This window comes from Sorangium sp. So ce394 (assembly GCF_051474665.1).
Classification (GTDB): Bacteria; Myxococcota_A; Polyangia; order Polyangiales; family Polyangiaceae; genus Sorangium; species Sorangium cellulosum_D.
Genome location: NZ_CP150339.1, coordinates 2668667 through 2687193, shown reverse-complemented (window position 1 = coordinate 2687193; position 18527 = coordinate 2668667). Strand labels below are relative to the sequence as shown.

Annotated in this window: 11 protein-coding genes; 10 read left to right on the top strand and 1 reads right to left on the bottom strand. The window is 72.0% G+C overall.

The features are described from left to right. Window positions 1–710 precede the first annotated feature (710 nt). The 9 genes from WMF33_RS09995 (at window position 711) to WMF33_RS09955 (ending at window position 15332) form a co-directional block, all read left to right on the top strand. Window positions 711–1550 (top strand): SDR family oxidoreductase, encoded by an 840-nt coding sequence (locus WMF33_RS09995; RefSeq protein ID WP_437336938.1) that lies wholly within the window; start codon window positions 711–713, stop codon window positions 1548–1550. Between the two features lie 10 nt (window positions 1551–1560). After that, entirely contained in the window at window positions 1561–1902 is a 342-nt protein-coding gene (locus tag WMF33_RS09990) for a hypothetical protein (protein ID WP_437336937.1), read from the top strand. Continuing rightward, window positions 1903–3042 carry an S-methyl-5-thioribose-1-phosphate isomerase gene (gene mtnA, locus WMF33_RS09985; RefSeq protein ID WP_437336936.1) on the top strand — a complete coding sequence of 380 codons (1140 nt, stop codon included), beginning with the start codon at window positions 1903–1905 and terminating at the stop codon, window positions 3040–3042. It begins immediately after the preceding gene. Window positions 3043–3096: 54 nt separating this feature from the next. Continuing rightward, the gene (gene lipA / locus WMF33_RS09980) at window positions 3097–4227 is read left to right on the top strand and encodes a lipoyl synthase (protein WP_437336935.1); all 1131 of its coding nucleotides are present in this window, start codon (window positions 3097–3099) and stop codon (window positions 4225–4227) included. A gap of 127 nt (window positions 4228–4354) precedes the next feature. Further along, window positions 4355–4939: a tellurite resistance TerB family protein gene (locus WMF33_RS09975; RefSeq protein ID WP_061625210.1), complete on the top strand. Its 585-nt coding sequence runs from the start codon at window positions 4355–4357 to the stop codon at window positions 4937–4939. A gap of 194 nt (window positions 4940–5133) precedes the next feature. Next, window positions 5134–6324, top strand: coding sequence for a thiamine pyrophosphate-dependent dehydrogenase E1 component subunit alpha (locus WMF33_RS09970; protein ID WP_437336934.1), 1191 nt, complete (start codon window positions 5134–5136; stop codon window positions 6322–6324). A gap of 168 nt (window positions 6325–6492) precedes the next feature. Next, a complete protein-coding gene (locus WMF33_RS09965; RefSeq protein ID WP_061625212.1) occupies window positions 6493–7467 on the top strand; it encodes an alpha-ketoacid dehydrogenase subunit beta in 975 nt (324 codons plus the stop codon). A 3-nt stretch (window positions 7468–7470) separates the two neighbouring features. After that, window positions 7471–8976, top strand: a complete 1506-nt coding sequence (locus WMF33_RS09960) for a dihydrolipoamide acetyltransferase family protein (protein ID WP_437336933.1) — start codon at window positions 7471–7473, stop codon at window positions 8974–8976. 263 nt (window positions 8977–9239) lie between these two features. Beyond that, window positions 9240–15332 carry an AAA family ATPase gene (locus tag WMF33_RS09955; RefSeq protein WP_437336932.1) on the top strand — a complete coding sequence of 2031 codons (6093 nt, stop codon included), beginning with the start codon at window positions 9240–9242 and terminating at the stop codon, window positions 15330–15332. A gap of 103 nt (window positions 15333–15435) precedes the next feature. Here the strand turns inward: WMF33_RS09955 and WMF33_RS09950 are convergent, their stop codons facing one another. Beyond that, entirely contained in the window at window positions 15436–16680 is a 1245-nt protein-coding gene (locus WMF33_RS09950) for a serine/threonine-protein kinase (RefSeq protein ID WP_437336931.1), read from the bottom strand. A 787-nt stretch (window positions 16681–17467) separates the two neighbouring features. On the opposite strand from WMF33_RS09950, the gene WMF33_RS09945 reads away from it, so the two are divergent. After that, entirely contained in the window at window positions 17468–18397 is a 930-nt protein-coding gene (locus WMF33_RS09945; RefSeq protein ID WP_437336930.1) for a hypothetical protein, read from the top strand. The last annotated feature ends 130 nt before the right edge of the window (window positions 18398–18527 follow it).

The window sequence follows — 18527 nt, the reverse complement described above, 5'->3', positions numbered from 1 at the left end:
CGGTGTCACCTGACCGCTGGCATGTCCAGATACGAAACACCCCCAACCGCATGATTTACCGCCGAATCACTGAACCTTTCCACGACGCGTGGAATCGACCTTCACAAGGCTCCATGAGACAGGATTTCTTCACTCGAGGCCGGTGCGCGACAGGGCGCCAGCAGGACACCCCATCTCCCTTGAGCCGAAGGGTAGGTGTTCGTGCTCCGAGAGGAGACCGAGCCAGCGATCCGTCGATCGATGCCGGCAACACCGTGTCAGCGAGACCACGACTGACCTGCTGGACAGGGCCCCTCCAGCGGCCGACGCTCGACGGGAGCGGCCTTTCCCGGCCCGCGCGGCCCCGTCGCCCATCGGCGCGCTGGACCGAGCCGGGCGCCGCAGCGTCGCTCGGCCGCCACAGCCCGCATCCCGCGGCCCACCTCGACCGCCCGGCGCGCTCGTCCGGGGCGAGCTGCGCGCCATGCGTTGAAAGCCCCCTGACATCCGAGGCTCCCGGCCGATCGTCGCCGCGTCACCCTGCGCCCTTCGGAGCCCTCGCCCGCTCCCGTCCACGGCAGAGCCTGTCCTTGCGCCTCGTGTCGCGCGCGGCGTGGCGTCGCGCGGCGTGGCGTCGCGCGGCGTGGCGGACGGCCGCGCGCGATCACGCGATCACGAGATCGCGCCGCGGGCCCGCACCCTCGCCGGGTCCTGTGCTATGACCGCCCTCCATGCGCCTCAAGGACCGCGTTGTCTTCATCACCGGAGCTTCCCGCGGGATCGGTCGGGCCGTCGCCCTCGCCTGCGCGCGGGAGGGCGCGGATATCGTCGTCGCCGCGAAGACGGAGGTCGCCGAGAACCCGCGCCTGCCGGGCACGATCCTCGACGTCGCCCGCGAGGTCGAGCAGCTCGGCCGCCGCGCGCTGCCCGTCAAGCTCGACGTGCGCGACGACGAGGCCTGCAAGGCCGCCGTCGCCGCGGCCGTCGAGCGCTTCGGGCGCGTCGACGCGCTCGTCAACAACGCGGGCGCGCTCTGGTGGGCCGACGTCGTGGACACGCCCATGAAGAAGTTCGACCTCATCATGGGCATCAACGTGCGCGCGTCGTTCGCCCTCTCGCAGGCCGTCCTCCCCCACATGATCGCGCAGAAATACGGCCACATCATCATGATGTCGCCCCCCGTCGAGCCCGAGGCCTGCGCCCACCACGGCGCCTATGCGGTCTCGAAGTTCGGCATGACGATGATCGCCAACGCGATCGCCGGCGAGTACGCCGAGCACAACGTCACCGCCCACGCCCTCTGGCCCGCGACCGCGATCGAGAGCTACGCGACCATGAACTTCGGCCTCGGCGGCCCGGAGCTCTGGCGCAAGGCGGACATCATCGCCGACGCCACCTTGGCGCTGCTCGCGCGCGAACCGTCGGCCCGCCCCGGCAAGGCGTGGATCGACGAGGCCCTGCTCCGCGAGGAGGGCGTCACCGACTTCTCGAAGTACCAGTGCGTGCCCGGCGTGGAGCCGCCGCACTTCCCCTTCAGCGCGATCCCCAAGGCGACGACCACCAAGAAATGAGGCGCGACGCGTGAGCCGCGACGACGACGAGGACGACGAGAAGGCGCGCCCCGGTGCCGGCGGCGGCATCGATCCCGGGCCCGAGGTCGCCGCGGTCTTCGACGATCTCGAGACGCTGCTCAAGAACGGCGACGTGATCGCCGCGCTCACCGCGCGCGGGATCAACGCGAGCCTCGCGCTGCTCGCCGCCGACGCGCTCCGCGCCTACCTCGCGGGCCGCAAGGCCGAGGCGGCCGAGGACTTCGCGACCGTCGCCGAGGAGATCCGCGGCCGGCTCGCCGTGAACGCCGAGGGCTCGGGGACGGACGCAGGATCGCAGGGGGAACCGTCACGCTCGAACGGGAGGCGCTGAATGAGCACGAGCTTCGAAGCAGAACAGAGGTCGCAGCAGGCAGGCGACGGCGCGCGGCTCGCGCCGCCGTGGGCGCCGGCCGAGGCCATCTCCGGCGCGGACTACTCGGCCGTCGAGCTCGCGCAGGGCGACGACCGCGTGTTCCTCCTCGAGCAGCGCGACCTGCCCGAGCGCGAGCGCTACGTCACCGCGACCGACGCCGCGGGCGTCGCCGAGGCCATCCGGACGATGGTGGTCCGCGGCGCCCCGGCGATCGGCATCGCCGCCGCGTACGGGATGGCCCTCGCCGCGCGCGCCGCCCGGAACGAGATCGCCTCCGGCTACGTCGCCGCCATGCGCGCGGCGGGGGAGCAGCTCGCCTCCGCCCGGCCCACCGCCGTGAACCTCGGGTGGGCGGTGCGGCGCGCCCTCGCCCTGGCCCTGGAGCACGCGGGGCGCCGCGGCGAGGAGCGCGCGCGGGAGCTCGCCGCGCTCGCGCGCGAGATCCACCGGGAGGACGTCGCCGCCTGCCACCAGATGGCCCGCGCCGGCGCCGCGCGCCTGCCCGAGTCGGGCACGGTCCTCACCCACTGCAACGCCGGCGCGCTCGCGACCGGCGGCTACGGCACGGCGCTCGGGGTCATCCGCGCGGCCGTCGCCGAGGGCAAGAACATCCGCGTGCTCGCGTGCGAGACCCGCCCGTACCTCCAGGGCGCGCGCCTCACCGCCTGGGAGCTCCAGCGCGACGGCATCCCCGTCGAGGTGATCTCCGACTCGATGGCCGCGTGGTTCATGCAGAAGGGCGAGATCGGCGCCGTGGTCGTCGGGGCCGACCGCATCGCGCGGAACGGCGACGTCGCCAACAAGATCGGCACCTACGGCCTCGCCTGCCTCTCGCGCCACCACGGCGTCCCGTTCTACGTGGCCGCCCCGTGGAGCACGATCGACCTCGCGACCGACACCGGCGCGTCGATCCCGATCGAGGAGCGGACCCGCGACGAGGTCGCCGTCGTCGGCGGCCGCCGCGTCGTCCCGCCCGGGGTGCCGGTCCGCCACCCGGCCTTCGACGTCACCCCCGCGGAGCTCATCACCGCCATCTTCACCGAGCGCGGCAAGCTGACGACGCGCGAGATCAGCCGCTCCGTGCCGCCGGGCGGCTGACGCCGGCCGCCTCCCCCTCGCGCGCACGCGCCGCATGGGCTAAGGACACCCCTGATGGCGCAGTTCTCGCCCAAGCCTGAATGGCTCAAGGTCCGCGCTCCTGGAGGCGACACCTACCACCACCTCAAGGAGACGTTCCGCAAGCTCGATCTCCACACGGTCTGCGAGGAGGCGCGCTGCCCGAACGTCGGCGAGTGCTGGCGCGAGGGGACCGCGACGGTGATGCTCCTCGGCGACGTGTGCACGCGCGGCTGCCGCTTCTGCGCGGTCACGACCGGCGACCCGCGCGGCGCGGTCGACGTGCGCGAGCCGGAGCACGTGGCCCGCGCCATCGCCCGGCTCTCGCTCCAGTACGTCGTGATGACGATGGTCAACCGCGACGACCTGCTCGACGGCGGCGCCGACCACGTCGCCCGCACGGTGAGCCGCCTGCACGCGCTCCGCCCCGACCTGCTCATCGAGACCCTGGTCGGCGACTTCCAGGGCCACATGAGCGCCGTCGACACCGTCGTCGACGCCGGGCCCGACGTCTTCGCCCACAACGTCGAGGTCGTCCGCCGCATCACCCGCGTCATCCGCGACGTCCGGTCGAGCTACGACCAGTCGCTCGCCGTGCTGCGGCGCGCGAAGGACCGGCAGCGGCGCCTCGCCGCGGACGCGGAGGGGCGCGGCGCGCCGGCGCCGCGGCGGCTCACGAAGAGCTCGATCATGGTCGGCATCGGCGAGACCGACGACGAGGTGCTGGAGGCGCTGCGCGACCTGCGCGAGGCGGGGGTCGACATCGTGACCATCGGCCAGTACCTCCGCCCGTCCTCGAAGCACGCGCCCGTGCAGCGCTTCGTCGAGCCGGACACGTTCGCCGCGTTCGAGCGGGCGGCGCTCGAGATGGGCTTCCTCTACGCCGCCAGCGCGCCGCTCGTGCGATCGAGCTACAAGGCCGCGGAGGTCTTCGTCCGCAGCCTCGTCGACCGCCGCCCTCCGGCGTCGCAGGACGGCGCCCCGGCGGGCGAGGCCCCCGCGGGCGCGCACGTCGAGGCGCTCCTCGAGGAGCGGCTCGCCGTGGCGCGCCGCGAGGCCGCCCGGATCGAGGCGGAGCTCGCGCCCGACGACGACGAGCCCCGCGCGCTCGGCGCTCCGGCGCCCGCCGCGCGGCTCGTCCCGGCGGCGTCCCTCGTCCGCCGCTAGTCCCGCGGGCCGGGTCGGACGAGAAACCGAACGGATTCGCCGCGCGCTGCGGCGGCCGGCGCAAGCGCCTTGACGCTCCCCGGGGATTGTCCGAGCGTTGAAGGCGGCAGGAGGGTCAAAGACCACGATGTCCGCTCCCATCGACAGGCGCCCCCGCGGCATCGCTCCGGGCGGCATCGCTCCCGGCGCGTCACGCCTCGGCGCGGAGACGCCCCGCGCGCGCGTGGCTTCCATCATCGCCCAGGCGGCGAGGGCCTACAGCGCGCGACCCCCGATCGAGGACATCACGATGCCCACCGGCTTCGATCCGGCCGCCGTGGCGCTCTTCGAGACGATCATCGAGGCCGCGTTCCTCGTCGCGAACGCCGACGGCCACTTCGACGAGGCGGAGCGCAAGCGCTTCCAGGCCATCGTCGTGGACGCATGCCAGAACCTCGTCCACGAAAAGCAGCTCGAGGCGCTGCTCGCCGACCTCGGCGAGATGCTGGCCGAGGACGGGATGGAGAAGCGCGTCGCCATGGTCTCCCGCACGATCGGGCGGACCGAGCACCAGCGCGAGGTGCTCCGCGTGGCGGCGTTCATGGCGCAGGCCTCCGGCGGCGTGAGCTTGCACGAGCGCGGCGTGCTCGAGCAGCTCGCGCGCGGGTTCAAGCTCGACGCGGCCGCGGTGGACGAGGCGCTCGCGCAGGCGGCCGAGCCCGGGAACGTCTAGCCGGGACATCGACACCGCGGCGTGCGGTGTGCGACGTGCGGCGAGGCCGCGCGCGGGCCCGTGATCGCCGCGGCGAGTCAATCCGGCGGCGCGATCGCTGCGACGAGTCAACGTCGCGCGTAAAGCGAATGAGCGAACGCCGCGTCTCGGCACTGGTCTCGGGCAGCGCCTTTGATTAGTGTCCACGCGAGCCGATGAGCACCGCGACGTACTCCACCGACCGCCCGCCGAACGTCTCAGGGGCAAGCCTGGAGCCGCAGGCTGCCGTCGCCCGGCACCCGCTCGACACGTGTGCCGACGACGTGATCAAGGTCCTGCGCGACGACGGCTCGCTCGATCCCGCGCACGATCCGAAGCTCGACCCGTCGGAGGTGAGCGCCCTCTACAAGTTCATGGTGCGCGTGCGCCACCTCGACGAGCGCCTCGTGGCGCTGCAGCGGCAGGGGCGCATCGGGTTCCACGTCGGCTCGCTCGGCGAGGAGGCGGCGATCCTCGGCAGCGCCTACGCGACGCGGCCTCAGGACTGGTTGTTCCCGTGCTACCGCGAGTTCAGCGCCGCGCTCTGGCGGGGGCTGCCGCTCCAGCGGTACATCGACAACATGTTCGGCAACGCGAACGACACGGTGAAGGGGCGGCAGATGCCGGACCACTACACCTACCGCGAGGGGCACTTCGGCTCGGTGAGCTCGCCCATCGGCACGCAGATCACGCAGGCCGTGGGCTTCGCGTGGGCCGCGAAGCTGAAGCGCGACGAGCTCGCCGCGCTCGTCTACTTCGGCGACGGCGCGACCAGCTCGTCGGACTTCCACAGCGGCCTCAACTTCGCGGGCGTGTTCAAGGTGCCGGTCGTCTTCTTCTGCCGCAACAACGGCTGGGCGATCAGCGTGCCGACCGAGCGCCAGACGTCGAGCAACACGTTCGCGTGCAAGGGCGTCGCGTACGGCGTCCCCGGGGTGCGGGTCGACGGCAACGACCTGTTCGCCGTCGTGAAGGTGACGCGCGACGCGATCGCGCGCGCCGCGCGCGGCGAGGGCCCGACGCTCATCGAGGCGATGACCTACCGCCTGTCGGGCCACTCGACGAGCGACGACCCCAAGGCGTACCGCCCCGACGCGTGGCTCGACCCGTGGCGCCGGCTCGATCCGATCGCGCGGCTGCGGCGGCACATGGAGCGCGCCCACGGCTGGACCGAGGCGCAGGATCGGGAGATCGAGGCGGCGGTCGACGCGGAGATCAAGGCGTGCATCGCGGTCTCGGAGAAGGTGGCGCCGCCGTCGCTCGACTCGATGTTCGAGGACGTCTATGCGGAGCCGCCCTGGCACCTGGTCGAGCAGCGGGAGCAGCTCAAGGCGGGCCCGAGGCCCAAGGGCCACGGCGGCCACTAGCGCGTGCGGGCGCGGCGTGGACGACGGCGCGGTCGGCGGGGCGGCTCGCCGGGCGGCGCCGATGGCCGGGGTGGCGCCGCCGCCCGCGATCGATAGGGTCCCCAGGGGAGCGGGGGCGCCTGTGAGGTTGCATTCCCACCTTCTGGCCGAGAGACGGAGACGAAGAGCATGCCTCAGATGAACATGGTCCAGGCGATCAACGACGCGCTACGCCACGAGATGCGGCGGGACGCGCGGGTCGTCGTGCTCGGCGAGGATGTCGGCAAGGTCGGGGGGGTGTTCCGCGTTACCCAGGGCCTGTTCGACGAGTTCGGGGACGACCGGGTGATCGACACGCCGCTCTCGGAGGGCGGCATCGTGGGGACGGCGATCGGCATGGCGCTCTACGGGCTCGTGCCGATCCCGGAGATCCAGTTCGCCGATTTCATCTATCCCGCGTACGACCAGATCGTGTCCGAGCTGGCGAAGTACCGCTACCGCTCGGGCGGCGAGTACCCGTCGAAGCTCGTCATCCGCACGCCGGTGGGCGGCGGCATCCGCGGCGGGCACTACCACTCGCAGTCGCCCGAGGCGCAGTTCATCCACGTGGCGGGCCTGAAGGTCGTGTGCCCGTCGAACCCGGCCGACGCGAAGGGGCTCCTGCTCTCGTCGATCCGGGATCCCGATCCGGTGCTGTTCTTCGAGCCGAAGCGCATCTACCGCGCGGCGAAGGGGGACGTCCCCGAGGGCGACTACACGGTCCCGCTCGGCCAGGCGAGCGTGGTCCGGCCGGGCTGGCACGTGACGCTCGTGGTCTGGGGCGCGATGCTCTACGAGGCGCTCGACGCGGCGAACCAGGCGGCCGCGCAGGGCATCGAGTGCGAGGTGATCGACCTGCGCACGCTCTGGCCGCTCGACATCGACACGGTGGTCGAGTCGGTGAAGCGGACGGGCCGGTTCATCGTGGTGCACGAGGCGCCGAAGACCTGCGGGTTCGGGGCCGAGATCGTCGCGCTGGTCAACGAGAAGGCGTTCCTCCACCTGGAGGCGCCGCCGCTCCGGGTGACGGGCTTCGACACCCCCTTCCCTTACACCCTCGAGAACGAGTACCTCCCGCTCTCGCATCGTATCCTTCCGGCGATCCTGGAGACGGCGAGGTACTGACGCATGGGCAAGTACGAGTTCAGGCTTCCGGACATCGGCGAGGGCGTCACGGAGGGGGAGATCGTCAGCTGGCTGGTGTCGCCGGGCGACGTGGTCGTCGAGGACCAGCCGATGGTCGAGGTGATGACCGACAAGGCGACGGTGACGATCACGTCGCCGCGCTCGGGTCGGATCGTGGAGACGCGGGGCAAGGTGGGCGGGGTGGTCCCGGTCCACTCGGTGCTCGTGGTGTTCGATCTCGACGACCGGCCGGCCGCCGCGTCGCCGGCGCCGGCGCCGTCAGGCGCGGGGGCGCACGGCCGGCCTGCGGCGCCGTCGCCCGCGTCCGGGGCGGGGATGCGTCAGTCCGCCGCGAAGACCGGCCCTGCCGAGCCTGCGGCGACGGCGGTCGGCGACATCCGGGAGGACCTCCCGGGGATGAACCTGATGGTGCCGGCGCGGCCCGCGTGGGCGAACGGCAGCGCGGGCGCCGGCGCGGCGGCCTACTTCAACGAGAAGCCGCTGGCGACGCCGGCGACGCGCAAGCTGGCGCGCGACCTCGGGGTCGACCTGCGGCGCGTGCCGCCGACCGGCCCCGGGGGCCGCGTGACGAAGGACGACGTGCGGGCGCTGGAGGCGCCCGAGGCGGCCGAGGTGGCGCCCGTGACGGCCCCGGCGCTGTCCGAGGTGGCGCCGAAGCGGCCGGCGGGCGCGCCGGAGCGGGCGGCGGGCGCGGCGGCCGTGGAGGCCGAGCTGCTGGACGAGGCGCCGGTGCGCGTGGCGGCCCGGCCCGAGGGGGAGCGCGGCCGCGGGCAGCCGGCGGCGCCGGGCGACGAGCGCGTCCCGCTGCGCGGCGTGCGCAAGCGGATCTTCGAGGCGATGTCGCGGTCGAAGCACACGGCGGCGCACTTCACCTTCGTCGAGGAGTGCGACGTCTCCGCGCTGAAGGAGCGCCGCGCGCGCCTGCGCCCGCTGGCCGAGAAGGCGGGCGTCAAGCTCACGTTCCTGCCCTTCTTCGTGAAGGCCGTCGTCGCCGCGCTCAAGAAGCACCCGACGCTGAACAGCACCTTCGACGAGGCCGCGCAGGAGATCGTCGTCCGGAAGAGCTACCATATCGGCATCGCCTCCGCGACCGAGGCCGGGCTCATCGTGCCTGTCGTGCGCGACGCGGATCGCCGGAGCGTCCTGGAGATCGCGCAGGAGATCGCGCGGCTCGGCGAGGACACGAAGGCAGGGCGGGTGAAGCCGGAGGATCTCGGCGGCTCGACGTTCACGATCACGTCGCTCGGCCAGCAAGGCGGGCTGTTCGCGACGCCGATCCTGAACTTCCCCGAGGTGGCGATCCTCGGGATCCACCAGATGAAGCAGAAGCCGGTGGTGCGCGACGGGCAGATCGTGATCGGCGAGGTGATGCTGCTGTCGCTGTCGTTCGATCACCGGATCATCGACGGTCACGTGGGGGCGGCGTTCGCCTACGAGATCATCGGGTATCTGGAGGATCCGGATCGGCTGTTCCTCGAGATGAGCTGAGCGCATCCCCGCCTCGCCGCGCTCGCGAGCCCACCGGGTGGGCTCGCCTGCGCGCGGCGCCGAGCGAGCGCCCCCTGTCTCACCGGGCTCGCGAGCCCACCTGGTCGGCGTCTTCTTCGACGAGCCCTGTCACGATGTCATCGACAGGGCGGCGCCGGTGTGGGCGCGGCGCGCGCTGGTTCGCGGAGGACGGACGATGTCTGGCGCATCGCCCGCTCGAAGCGATGGGCGATGCGCGCCAACGCATGGCAGCATGCGTCGCGATGACCCGTAGCAGGGCGCCTGCGGACACCACCATTCCCGTCTTCTCCAATCACGGTGCGTCGTCCCGTTACGCCATCATCGCGGTCCTCTACGAGGGTTCAGACACCCTTCTTTACCGGGGCGTACGTGAGGGCGACGGCCTTCCCGTGGTGCTCAAGATACTCCGGCGCGAACACGCGAGCCGCCGTGCCCGCGAGCGGCTGCGTCACGAGTACGAGGTTGCTCGGGCGCTCGAGAGCACGGCGATCGTCAAGCCCTATGCGCTCGAGATGCTCGGCGATCAGCCGGCGCTGGTCCTGGAGGATTTCGGCGGCGTGTCGCTCGATCGGCTCCTGGACGGGCCGATGCCGCTCGAGCGCTTCTTCCCCCTCGCCGCCGGCATGGCGGAGGCGCTCGCCGCGGTGCATCGGCACGGCGTCGTTCACAAGGACATCAAGCCTCAGAACGTGCTCCTCCACCCCGCCACCGGCGAGGTGAAGATCACCGACCTGGGGATTGCGTCCCAGATACCCCGCGAGCTCCAGCATCTCGAGCACGTCGGGCTCATCGAGGGGACCCTGGCCTACATGGCCCCGGAGCAGACGGGCCGGATGAACCGCTGGGTCGACGAGCGGACCGATCTGTACTCCCTCGGCGTCACCTTCTACGAGATGCTGACGGGCGCTCTGCCGTTCCGGGCCAGCGATCCCGTCGCGTGGGTCTATTGCCACATCGCCCAGAAGCCGGTCCCGCCGCACGCGCTCGTCCCGTCGATTCCCCCGCTCCTGTCGGAGGTCGTGCTCAAGCTGCTCTCCAAGGCCGCCGAGGAGCGTTACCAGAGCGCGGCCGGCCTGCGGCACGATCTGGACGAGTGCTTCGCAAGGTGGCGGGCGAGCGGCGCCATTCCGCCCTTCGCGCTCGGTCAGCGCGACGTCTCCGACCGGTTCCAGGTGCCGCAGCGTCTGTACGGGCGCGAGCGCGAGGTGGAGGCGCTGCTCGCCGTGTTCGAGCGGGTGGTGACGCAGGGCCGGCCAGAGCTGGTGCTGGTGTCGGGCTATGCGGGCATCGGCAAGTCGTCGCTCGTCGCCGAGCTGCACCGGCCGATCGTGAGGGAGCGGGGGCTCTTCCTCTCCGGCAAGTTCGATCAAACCGCGAGGGACGTCCCCTACCGCGCTTTCCTTCAGGCGTTCCGGGCGCTCCTGCAGGAGATCCTCGGCGCGAGCGAGGAGCAGGTCGAGCGCTGGAGACAGCGCTTCCGGGAGGCCCTCGGCGAAAGCGGCAGGCTGCTCGCCGATGTGCTCCCCGAGCTCGGGCTGCTCCTCGGCCCGCAGCCGCCCGTGCCCGAGCTGCCGCCCACCGAGGCCCAGAGCCGGCTGCACGCGACCCTCCAGCGCGTCGTCGCCGCGTGCGCCCGGAAGGAGCACCCTATGGCGCTCTTCCTCGACGATCTGCAGTGGGCCGACGCGGGAAGCCTCCAGTTGCTCGAGCAGCTCGCCACCTACGCCGGGCCCGAGCACCTGCTGCTGATCGGCGCGTACCGCGACAACGAGGTCGGCCCCGCGCACCCGCTGCGGCTCACGCTGGCCGAGGCGCGCAAGCGCGGCGCCGCCGTCTCCGAGTTCGTCCTCGAGCCGCTCTCCGCCGCCCACGTCGAGGCGCTCGTGGCCGAGACGGTCCACGCGCCGCACGCGCCCGCAGAGCAGGTCGAGCCGCTCGCGCGGCTCGTCTACGAGAAGACGGGCGGCAACCCGTTCTTCGTGCTCCAGTTCCTGCTCGCGCTGCACCAGGAGGGGCTCGTCACCTTCGATGCGGAGGAGGGCAGGTGGCGGTGGGACATCGCCGCGATCCGCGACAAGGGGTTCACCGACAACGTCGTCGAGCTGATGGCGGGCAAGCTGTTGCGGCTCTCGGTCCCGACGCGGGACGCGCTCAAGCTCGCCGCGTGCCTCGGCAGCAGCCTGGACCTCGACACCCTCGCGATCGTCGCGGGCCATCCGGCGGCGGAGCTCCGCGATGCGCTCGAGGAGGCCGTGCGGGAGGGGCTGCTCCTCCGCAGAGACGGCGCCTATCGATTCCTCCATGACCGGGTGCAGCAAGCCGCTTACTCGCTCATCCCGGCGGGACAGCTCGCCGAGATGCACCTGGGGATCGGGCGGCTGCTCCTCTCGGCACAACGCGCGGAGGAGCGCGACGACGCGCTCTTCGACGTCGTCGGCCACCTCAACCGCGGCGCCGCGCTTCTACGTTCCCAGGCGGAGCGGGATGAGGTCGCGGCGCTGAACCTCCGCGCCGGCAGGAAGGCCAAGGCCGCCGCGGCATTCCAGTCCGCCGCCGCGCTCTTCGCCGCGGGCCTCTCGCTGCTCACGCCGGCCTCGTGGGAGGCGCGGCACGAGCTGACCTATGACCTGGCCTTCGAGCGCGCGCACATCGCGTACATCACCGGCAGCTTCGAGGAAGCCGAGCAGCGCCTGGAAGAGCTCATGGCTCGCGCGAGGACCCGGCACGAGACGGCCGCCGCCGCCGCGCTCGTCGCCGCGCTGAACGTCACCCGCGGGAACTACGCCCGCGCGGTGGAGATCGGGCTCTCGTGCCTCCGCGCGTGCGACGTTGATCTGCCGCTCCACCCCACCGACGCACAGATCGAGAAGGAGACCGAGAGCGTCTGGCAGGCCCTGGGCGATCGGGCCATCGAGGACCTGATCCGCCTGCCCCCCATGACGCACCCGGACATCAAGATCACGATGGGCGTCCTGCGGAGCATGTCCCTCCCTGCGTTCTTCGTGGACCCGAACCTGTACAATCTCGTCGTCATGCGCATGGTCAAGCTCAGCCTGCGCCACGGCAACGCCGAGCACTCCGCTGTCGCGTACGCCGCCTTCGCGATGGTGATCAGCTCGAGGTTCGGGCGATACCAGGAGGCTTACCTGTTCGGCAGGCTTGCCCAGGACCTGGCGGACGGGAGCGGCCTCCTGACCACGAAATCGGTGGTGGTCGTCCTCTTCGGACACCATGTCGTCTTCTGGACACGCCACTACCGAGAGACGTATCCGTACACGCGCGACGGCTTCGGCGCCGCGGTCGAGTCCGGCGACCTGAACATGGCGTGCACCAACTGCATCTGGGCCGCGCTGTTCCCGCTGCTCGCTGGCGAGCCGCTGGAGGACGTGCTTCACGAGGTCAAGGAGCGCCTCGATTTCGTGCACAGGGTCGGTTACCCGTTTGCGCACAACGCCCTCCTCGGCGGCCACGCCATGATCCAGACGCTGCGCGGGAGGCCGGTCCGCTTCTCGATGCTGGACGGGTCCGAGCTGGATCCGCCGGCCTTCGAGGCGCAGCTGGAGGAGGCTGGGAAGCTGGAGACCGCTCGCGACTTCTATTACAGCTTGAAGGCGCAGGCGCTCTTCGTGCTCGGCTCTCCCCGAGAGGCGCTGGCGGCGGCGACCCGCGCGATCGCCGAACACCCCCCCAGGGTCGTGCCGCACGCGGTCGTCGCCGAGAGCTTCTATGTTCTCGCGCTCGCGCTCGCGACCCTCTTCAACGAAGCGCACGAGGCGCACGAGGCGCAGCCGTCCCCGCTGGGGGCGCTGCCCGAGCGGCTCCTCGACTGCGAGCGGCAGCTCGGCGAGTGGGCCAGGAGCGGCCCCGACAACTTCCTCCACAAGCACGCTCTGGTCCGCGCCGAGATCGCCCGGCTCCGGGGGCACGAGCCGGAGGCCAGCCGGCTTTACGAGCAGGCCATCGCATCGGCGCGTGAGGCCGGCTTCGTCCAGCACGAGGCGATCGCCTGCGAGCTCGCCGCGGGGTTCTACCGCGCGCGCGACCTCACCACGCCCGCCGACAGCTACCTGCGAAGGGCACGCGCGGCCTACTTCACGTGGGGCGCTCACGCCAAGGTGGAGCAGCTCGATCAGCGTTATCCCCACCTCGCCCCGCGCAAGCCGATCGCCCCCACCATCACCTTCGCCGTGCGAGCCGAGCAGTTCGACGTCCTGCCGGTGGTCAAGGCCTCGCAGAGCATCTCCGGTGAGCTCAAGCTCCCGCGGCTGCTCGAGACGCTGCTGCGCACCATGGTCGAGCACGCGGGCGCCGAGGAGGGGCATGTGCTCCTGCTCCGGGAGGATCGCCTGTCGACCGCGGCGGCGATCGGGGCGCCCGGAGGCGCGGTACGGCTGCTCGGCGCGGGCGAGGCGCGGTCGGATGCGCTGCCGCAGTCCGTCCTCAACTACGTTCGCCGGAGCCACGAGCGCGTGCTGATCGACGACGCCGCCGCCCGGCACCCCTTCATGGAGGACGAGTATTTCCGGCGCAAGCGCCCGAGATCGGTGCTGTGCCTCCCGATCGTGCGGCAGGCCCGGCAGATCGGCCTGCTCTACCTGGAGAACAACCTCGTCACCGGCGCCTTCACCCCCGGCCGGCTCAGCGTCATCGAGCTGCTCGCCTCGCAGTCGGCGATCTCGCTGGAGAACGCGATGCTCTACGCCGAGCTGGAGCAGGAGAACGCCGAGCGTCGGCGGGCGGAACAGGCGCTGAAGGCCAACCAGGAGATCCTCCAGGCCATCGTCGATAACTCGGTGACGTCCATCTACGTCAAGGATCACGAGGGTCGATATCTGCTCGCCAACCGGCATGTGGGCACCTCCCTGGGCCTGCCGAGCGAGCAGCTCGTCGGGAAGACCGACGCCGAGCTCTTCCCTGCGCCCGTCGCCGAGATGATCCGCGAGCACGACCGGAAGGTGCTCGAGGCGGGCGCGCCGATGGAGTGGGAGGAGGAGGTGCCGCTTCAGGGCGGGCCGCACACCTTCCTGTCGGTCAAGTTCCCTCTCGGCAATGGGCACGCGCCCCGCGCGGTCGGCGGCATCTCCACCGACATCACCGAGCGCAAGCGGGCCGAGCAGGCCGAGCGCTTCCTGGCCGAAGCGAGCCGCAAGCTGATGATGCTGGGCTACGGCGCGACCTTCGAGAGCGTGGCGCAGCTCCCGGTGCCCGAGCTCTCGGATCAGTGTGTCATCGAGGTGCTCCTGGAAGACAGGACGCCGGGTGCGACGGCCGTCGCAGGGGTGCCCGGCGAGCAGCTGGGAGCGCTGAAGGACGCGCTGCGCGCTCTGGCAGAGGCGTCGCCGGCCGGATCCGCGGGGGAAGATGGCCGCGCCACGCCGCTGTTGCAGCAGGTGCATTCGCTCGACCCCCGGGTCAGGCCCCCCTGGGATCGGCTCGGCGTCCGTTCCTTCCTGCGGGTTCCGCTGCTCGCGCGCGACCGGTACTTCGGCGTCATGACCCTGCTGGCGACCGCGCCCGAGCGCCGTCATGGTCCCGCCGACCTACAGCTGGCCGAGGAGCTGGGGCGCCGCGCGGCGCTCGTGCTCGACAACGCCCGTCTGTATGCCGAGGCCCAGGAGGCGATCCAGCGGCGGGACGAGTTCCTCGTCGTCGCGTCTCACGAGCTCAAGACGCCGCTGACCTCGCTGCAGATGCAGGTCCAGGCGGTCGAGCGCGCCCTTCGCCGCCGCTCGCTCGCGGACGTCCCCCCGGAGCGGTTCGAGAGGATGTTCCAGACGCTCGGCCGCCAGACGTTGCGGCTCGGGCGCTTGGTCGACGAGCTGCTCGACGTCACGCGGCTGAACGCCGGGCGGCTGACGCTCGCGCGGGCGCCGGTCGATCTGACGGCGCTGGTGCGCGAGGTCGTCGACCGGATGCGCCCGCAGCTCGCGGACGCCCGCTGCCCGATCCAGCTCGATCTGGACGAGCCCGTGGTCGGCGACTGGGACGCGTCTCGCGTGGAGCAGGTCGTCATCAACCTCCTGTCGAACGCGATGAAGTACGGTGCAGAGAGGCCCATCCTCGTCGGCGTGCGGCGGAAGGCCGATCGCGCGCTGGTGGTCGTCCGGGATCAGGGCATCGGGATCGCCGAGGCCGATCAGGGCAGGATCTTCGAGCGCTTCGAGCGCGCGGTGTCGGTGCGGAACTTCGGCGGCCTCGGCCTCGGGCTGTACATCGTGCGCTCGATCGTGATGTCGCACGGCGGATCCATCCGGGTGGAGAGCCATCCGGGCGCGGGCGCGACGTTCGTGGTGGAGCTCCCGCTGAACCCGCCGGAGGCGGGCGAGCCCGGCTAGTCGGGTGCGCAGGGTCCCGATCGGCTGTTTCTCGAGATGAGATGAGCGCCAGGGCGCCGATCCGGGCGCTCGCGCCGCGGCGCCCGGGCGACGGACCCACCGCTCAGTGGCGCGTCCTGAGCAGATCGCGTTCGGTGGGCGCGTTCCTCGCGCTCGTTCCGCGTTCGCCGCGGTCGCCGCGGGGAGCGCGCGCGCTCCGCGGCGCCGGGCGGGGCTCGACCGGGCGCGAGGCCTGCTGCGCGGCAAGGGGGCGCGGCGCGGCCGCCGGGGCGGCGGCCTCCTCGGGCGCGGGGGCGGCGCCCCCCGCCGTCGCGGCGTCCCCCGATCGCGCGGCCGTGCGCGGGCTCGCCTGGGCGGCGATGCGCGCCTGCGCGGCGCGGACCATGGCCCCGGCGCGCGCGTCGACGCTCGCCGCCCGCAGCGCGCCGGGGACCTGGACCTGCGCCCACAGCGCGCCGGTCGACAGCACGACGCCGAGCGCCACGACGAGGCCGGCCGCGAGGCCCAGCTTGCCCCGGCGCGCGGGCTCGGCGCGCGCCGGCGCCGCCGACGCGCCGACCGCGGCCTCGTAGGCGGCGACCATGGCCTCGATCGAGGGGAACCGCTCCGTCGGATCCAGGGCGAAGGCGCGCGCGAACCAGCCCGAGAGCGCTGGCGGCGCCGCCGGGCACAGCGACGACCGCGGCGGCTGCGCGCTGGCCAGGATCGAGGCGAGCACGTCGCTCATGGTCTGGCCCGGGAAGGGCAGCTGGCCCGTGAGCGCCTCGTACGAGACGACCGCGAGCGCCCACATGTCCGAGTGCGCGCTCGTGTCCCCGTCGCATGCGTGCTCCGGGCTCAGGTACGCCGGCGTGCCCAGCACCACGCCGTCGGCGGTGCGACGGGGGAAATCGGCGGGCAGGTCCTTCCGGATCCACTTCGCGATGCCGAAGTCCGCGACCTTGGCGCGCACCTCGCCGCTCCGCTCCTCCTCGAGCAGCACGTTCGTCGGCTTGACGTCGCGGTGCACGATGCCGAGGCCGTGCGCGACCGAGAGGGCCTCTCCGATCTGGCCGAGGAGCGGGGCGAGCTCCGCCGGGGACATCGGGCCCCGCTCCTGCATGAGCTGCCTCAGCGACCGGCCTCGAACGTAACCCATGACGAGGTACGGACCCGCCTCGGGGTCGCTCCCGACGTCGCGCACGGCGACGACGTGGTCCGTCTTCTGCGCCAGCTGCGCCGCGACCTGGGCCTCGAACCGGAAGCGCTCCAGCGCGGTGCCAGCCTGGCTCTCGCGCTGGACGGTGAGGAGCTTGAGCGCGACGTCGATGCGCAGGGCCCTGTCGTGCGCGAGCCACACCTCGCCCATGGCGCCGCGTCCGATCAGCCGCAGGAGCTTGTACCGCCCGGCGACGACCTGGTTGCGCCGGGGGTCCTGCGCGACGTCGCCCCGCCCGGCTGCGGAAGAGGCGGGGCCGGCGTCGCCGGAGCGGCCAGCGCGCGCCAGAGCGGCGCGGGCGCTGATCGGGGGATTGGCGTCAGATTGTCCAACGGAAGCCGATGCTTGCCACACGAGCGGTACCCTCCGTGCCGTCGCCGTGTCCAAGCTCGTTGACGCGCTGATGCGACAACGCTCCTGGCCACCGAGACCGGGGCATGTCGTCTACGATACCACTGGGAGGGCGAAACCGGAATCAGGAATGGTGGAAGCGCCTCGCTCGGGAGTCGCCGGATCCACCATCATGTGCGCAAGGGTGGCGGGTGAGCGCCTGATGGCGGCGACCTCGCCCAGGTCGGAACGTGATCTTGTCGGCCGTGGTGGACGACCTCGATGGTGTTTCCGTCGGCATCGCGCGCGAGCGCAGCGGAGCGGTCAGGGCGGCATGGGCGCTCGCCGGGAGGGCCGGGCGCGCGAGGTGGGTATGCACAAGGGGGCTCGATCCCTTCGAATAGGAAGGACGATGTCTTTGATTGCGCATTGATCCCTTTGGGATTCCGCGACGGCGACAGACGTTACGCCGACTTCATTTCCTCCCGCGGAGCGGGGCATGGTCGCCTCCAGCCCCGCCATGGCGCCGCCACCCCCTGAGCTGGCGCTCTCCTCGGTTTTTCCCGTCATTTCGTGTCGGCATGGGGCGTGCTCGAGGCCGACCGTCATGCCGACGCTCGAGCACAACGCCCTCGTCGAGATGTTCCGTGAGGACCCGGCGCTCGCGCCCCGCTTGCTCGCGACGCTCTTCCACGTCGAGGTGCCGCCGCACGACTCCGCCGCGGTGGTCGAGTCGTCGCTCGACCAGCTCCTCCCCGTGGAGTTCCGCGCTGACCTGGTGCTCGAGCTTCGAGACGCGAGCGGCACGATCGTGCTGGCGATCGTCCTCGAGGTCCAGCGCGACATGGATCCGAACAAGAAGTTCTCGTGGCCGACGTACGTCACGGTCGTGCGCGCCAAGACGCGCTGCCGCACGGTCGTGCTCGTGGTGGCGCCGGACGCCGGCGTGGCTGCCTGGGCGGCGGAGCGCATCGACCTCGGCCTGGGCCTCGGCTACGTCGCACCGCTGGTGCTCGGCCCGGCCGTCGTCCCCGAGATCACCGATCCAGGCGAGGCGGAGGCGGAGACGGAGCTCGCCGTGCTCTCGGCGGTGGCGCACGGCAACGGGCCGAACGGGCTCGCCGTGGTCCTGGCGGCGCTCGTTGCCCTTGGCCGGCTCGACCAGGAGCACGCGATGGTCTACTTTCAGCTCATCTGGAACGCGTTGCGTGAGCCGATGCGGCAGGCTCTGGAGGCGTTGGTCATGGAACGGCAGATCGAAGGCGAGGCGGCGTTTCCCCCGTTCGTGCAGAAGCTCATCGATCGCGGCATGCGCGAGGGCGAGCTCAAGGGCATCCGTGAGGGCAAGCTCGAGGGCATCCGTGAGGGCAAGCTCGAGGGCAAGAGGGATACGCTGTTGCGGCTGCTCGCGCGTGCAGGGATGGCGCTCACCGAGGACGAGGGCGCGCGCATCCAGGCATGCACGGACATCGCGACCCTCGACCGCTGGATCGATAACGTCCTCGGGGCGAAGACTGCCGCCGACGTGCTCTCCTGACGGTCGAGGGATGCGGCCCGACAGGGCGATGAGCCAGACGGGCTTCACCCGCTGAGGATCGCCATGGCGTCAGGCCCCCTCCTCTTTCGCCGTCCCATCCCTGCCTCCTGGTGTCGTCGGGGGCGTCGAC

What these genes read in the sequence shown, in the direction of transcription:
- WMF33_RS09955 (WP_437336932.1), top strand. Translation starts at nt 9,240, where the DNA reads ATGACCCGTAGCAGGGCGCCTGCGGACACCACCATTCCCGTCTTCTCC.
- WMF33_RS09965 (WP_061625212.1), top strand. Translation starts at nt 6,493, where the DNA reads ATGCCTCAGATGAACATGGTCCAGGCGATCAACGACGCGCTACGCCAC.
- WMF33_RS09975 (WP_061625210.1), top strand. Translation starts at nt 4,355, where the DNA reads ATGTCCGCTCCCATCGACAGGCGCCCCCGCGGCATCGCTCCGGGCGGC.
- mtnA (WP_437336936.1), top strand. Translation starts at nt 1,903, where the DNA reads ATGAGCACGAGCTTCGAAGCAGAACAGAGGTCGCAGCAGGCAGGCGAC.
- WMF33_RS09970 (WP_437336934.1), top strand. Translation starts at nt 5,134, where the DNA reads ATGAGCACCGCGACGTACTCCACCGACCGCCCGCCGAACGTCTCAGGG.
- WMF33_RS09995 (WP_437336938.1), top strand. Translation starts at nt 711, where the DNA reads ATGCGCCTCAAGGACCGCGTTGTCTTCATCACCGGAGCTTCCCGCGGG.
- lipA (WP_437336935.1), top strand. Translation starts at nt 3,097, where the DNA reads ATGGCGCAGTTCTCGCCCAAGCCTGAATGGCTCAAGGTCCGCGCTCCT.
- WMF33_RS09960 (WP_437336933.1), top strand. Translation starts at nt 7,471, where the DNA reads ATGGGCAAGTACGAGTTCAGGCTTCCGGACATCGGCGAGGGCGTCACG.
- WMF33_RS09945 (WP_437336930.1), top strand. Translation starts at nt 17,468, where the DNA reads ATGCCGACGCTCGAGCACAACGCCCTCGTCGAGATGTTCCGTGAGGAC.
- WMF33_RS09950 (WP_437336931.1), bottom strand. Translation starts at nt 16,680, where the DNA reads ATGGGCGAGGTGTGGCTCGCGCACGACAGGGCCCTGCGCATCGACGTC.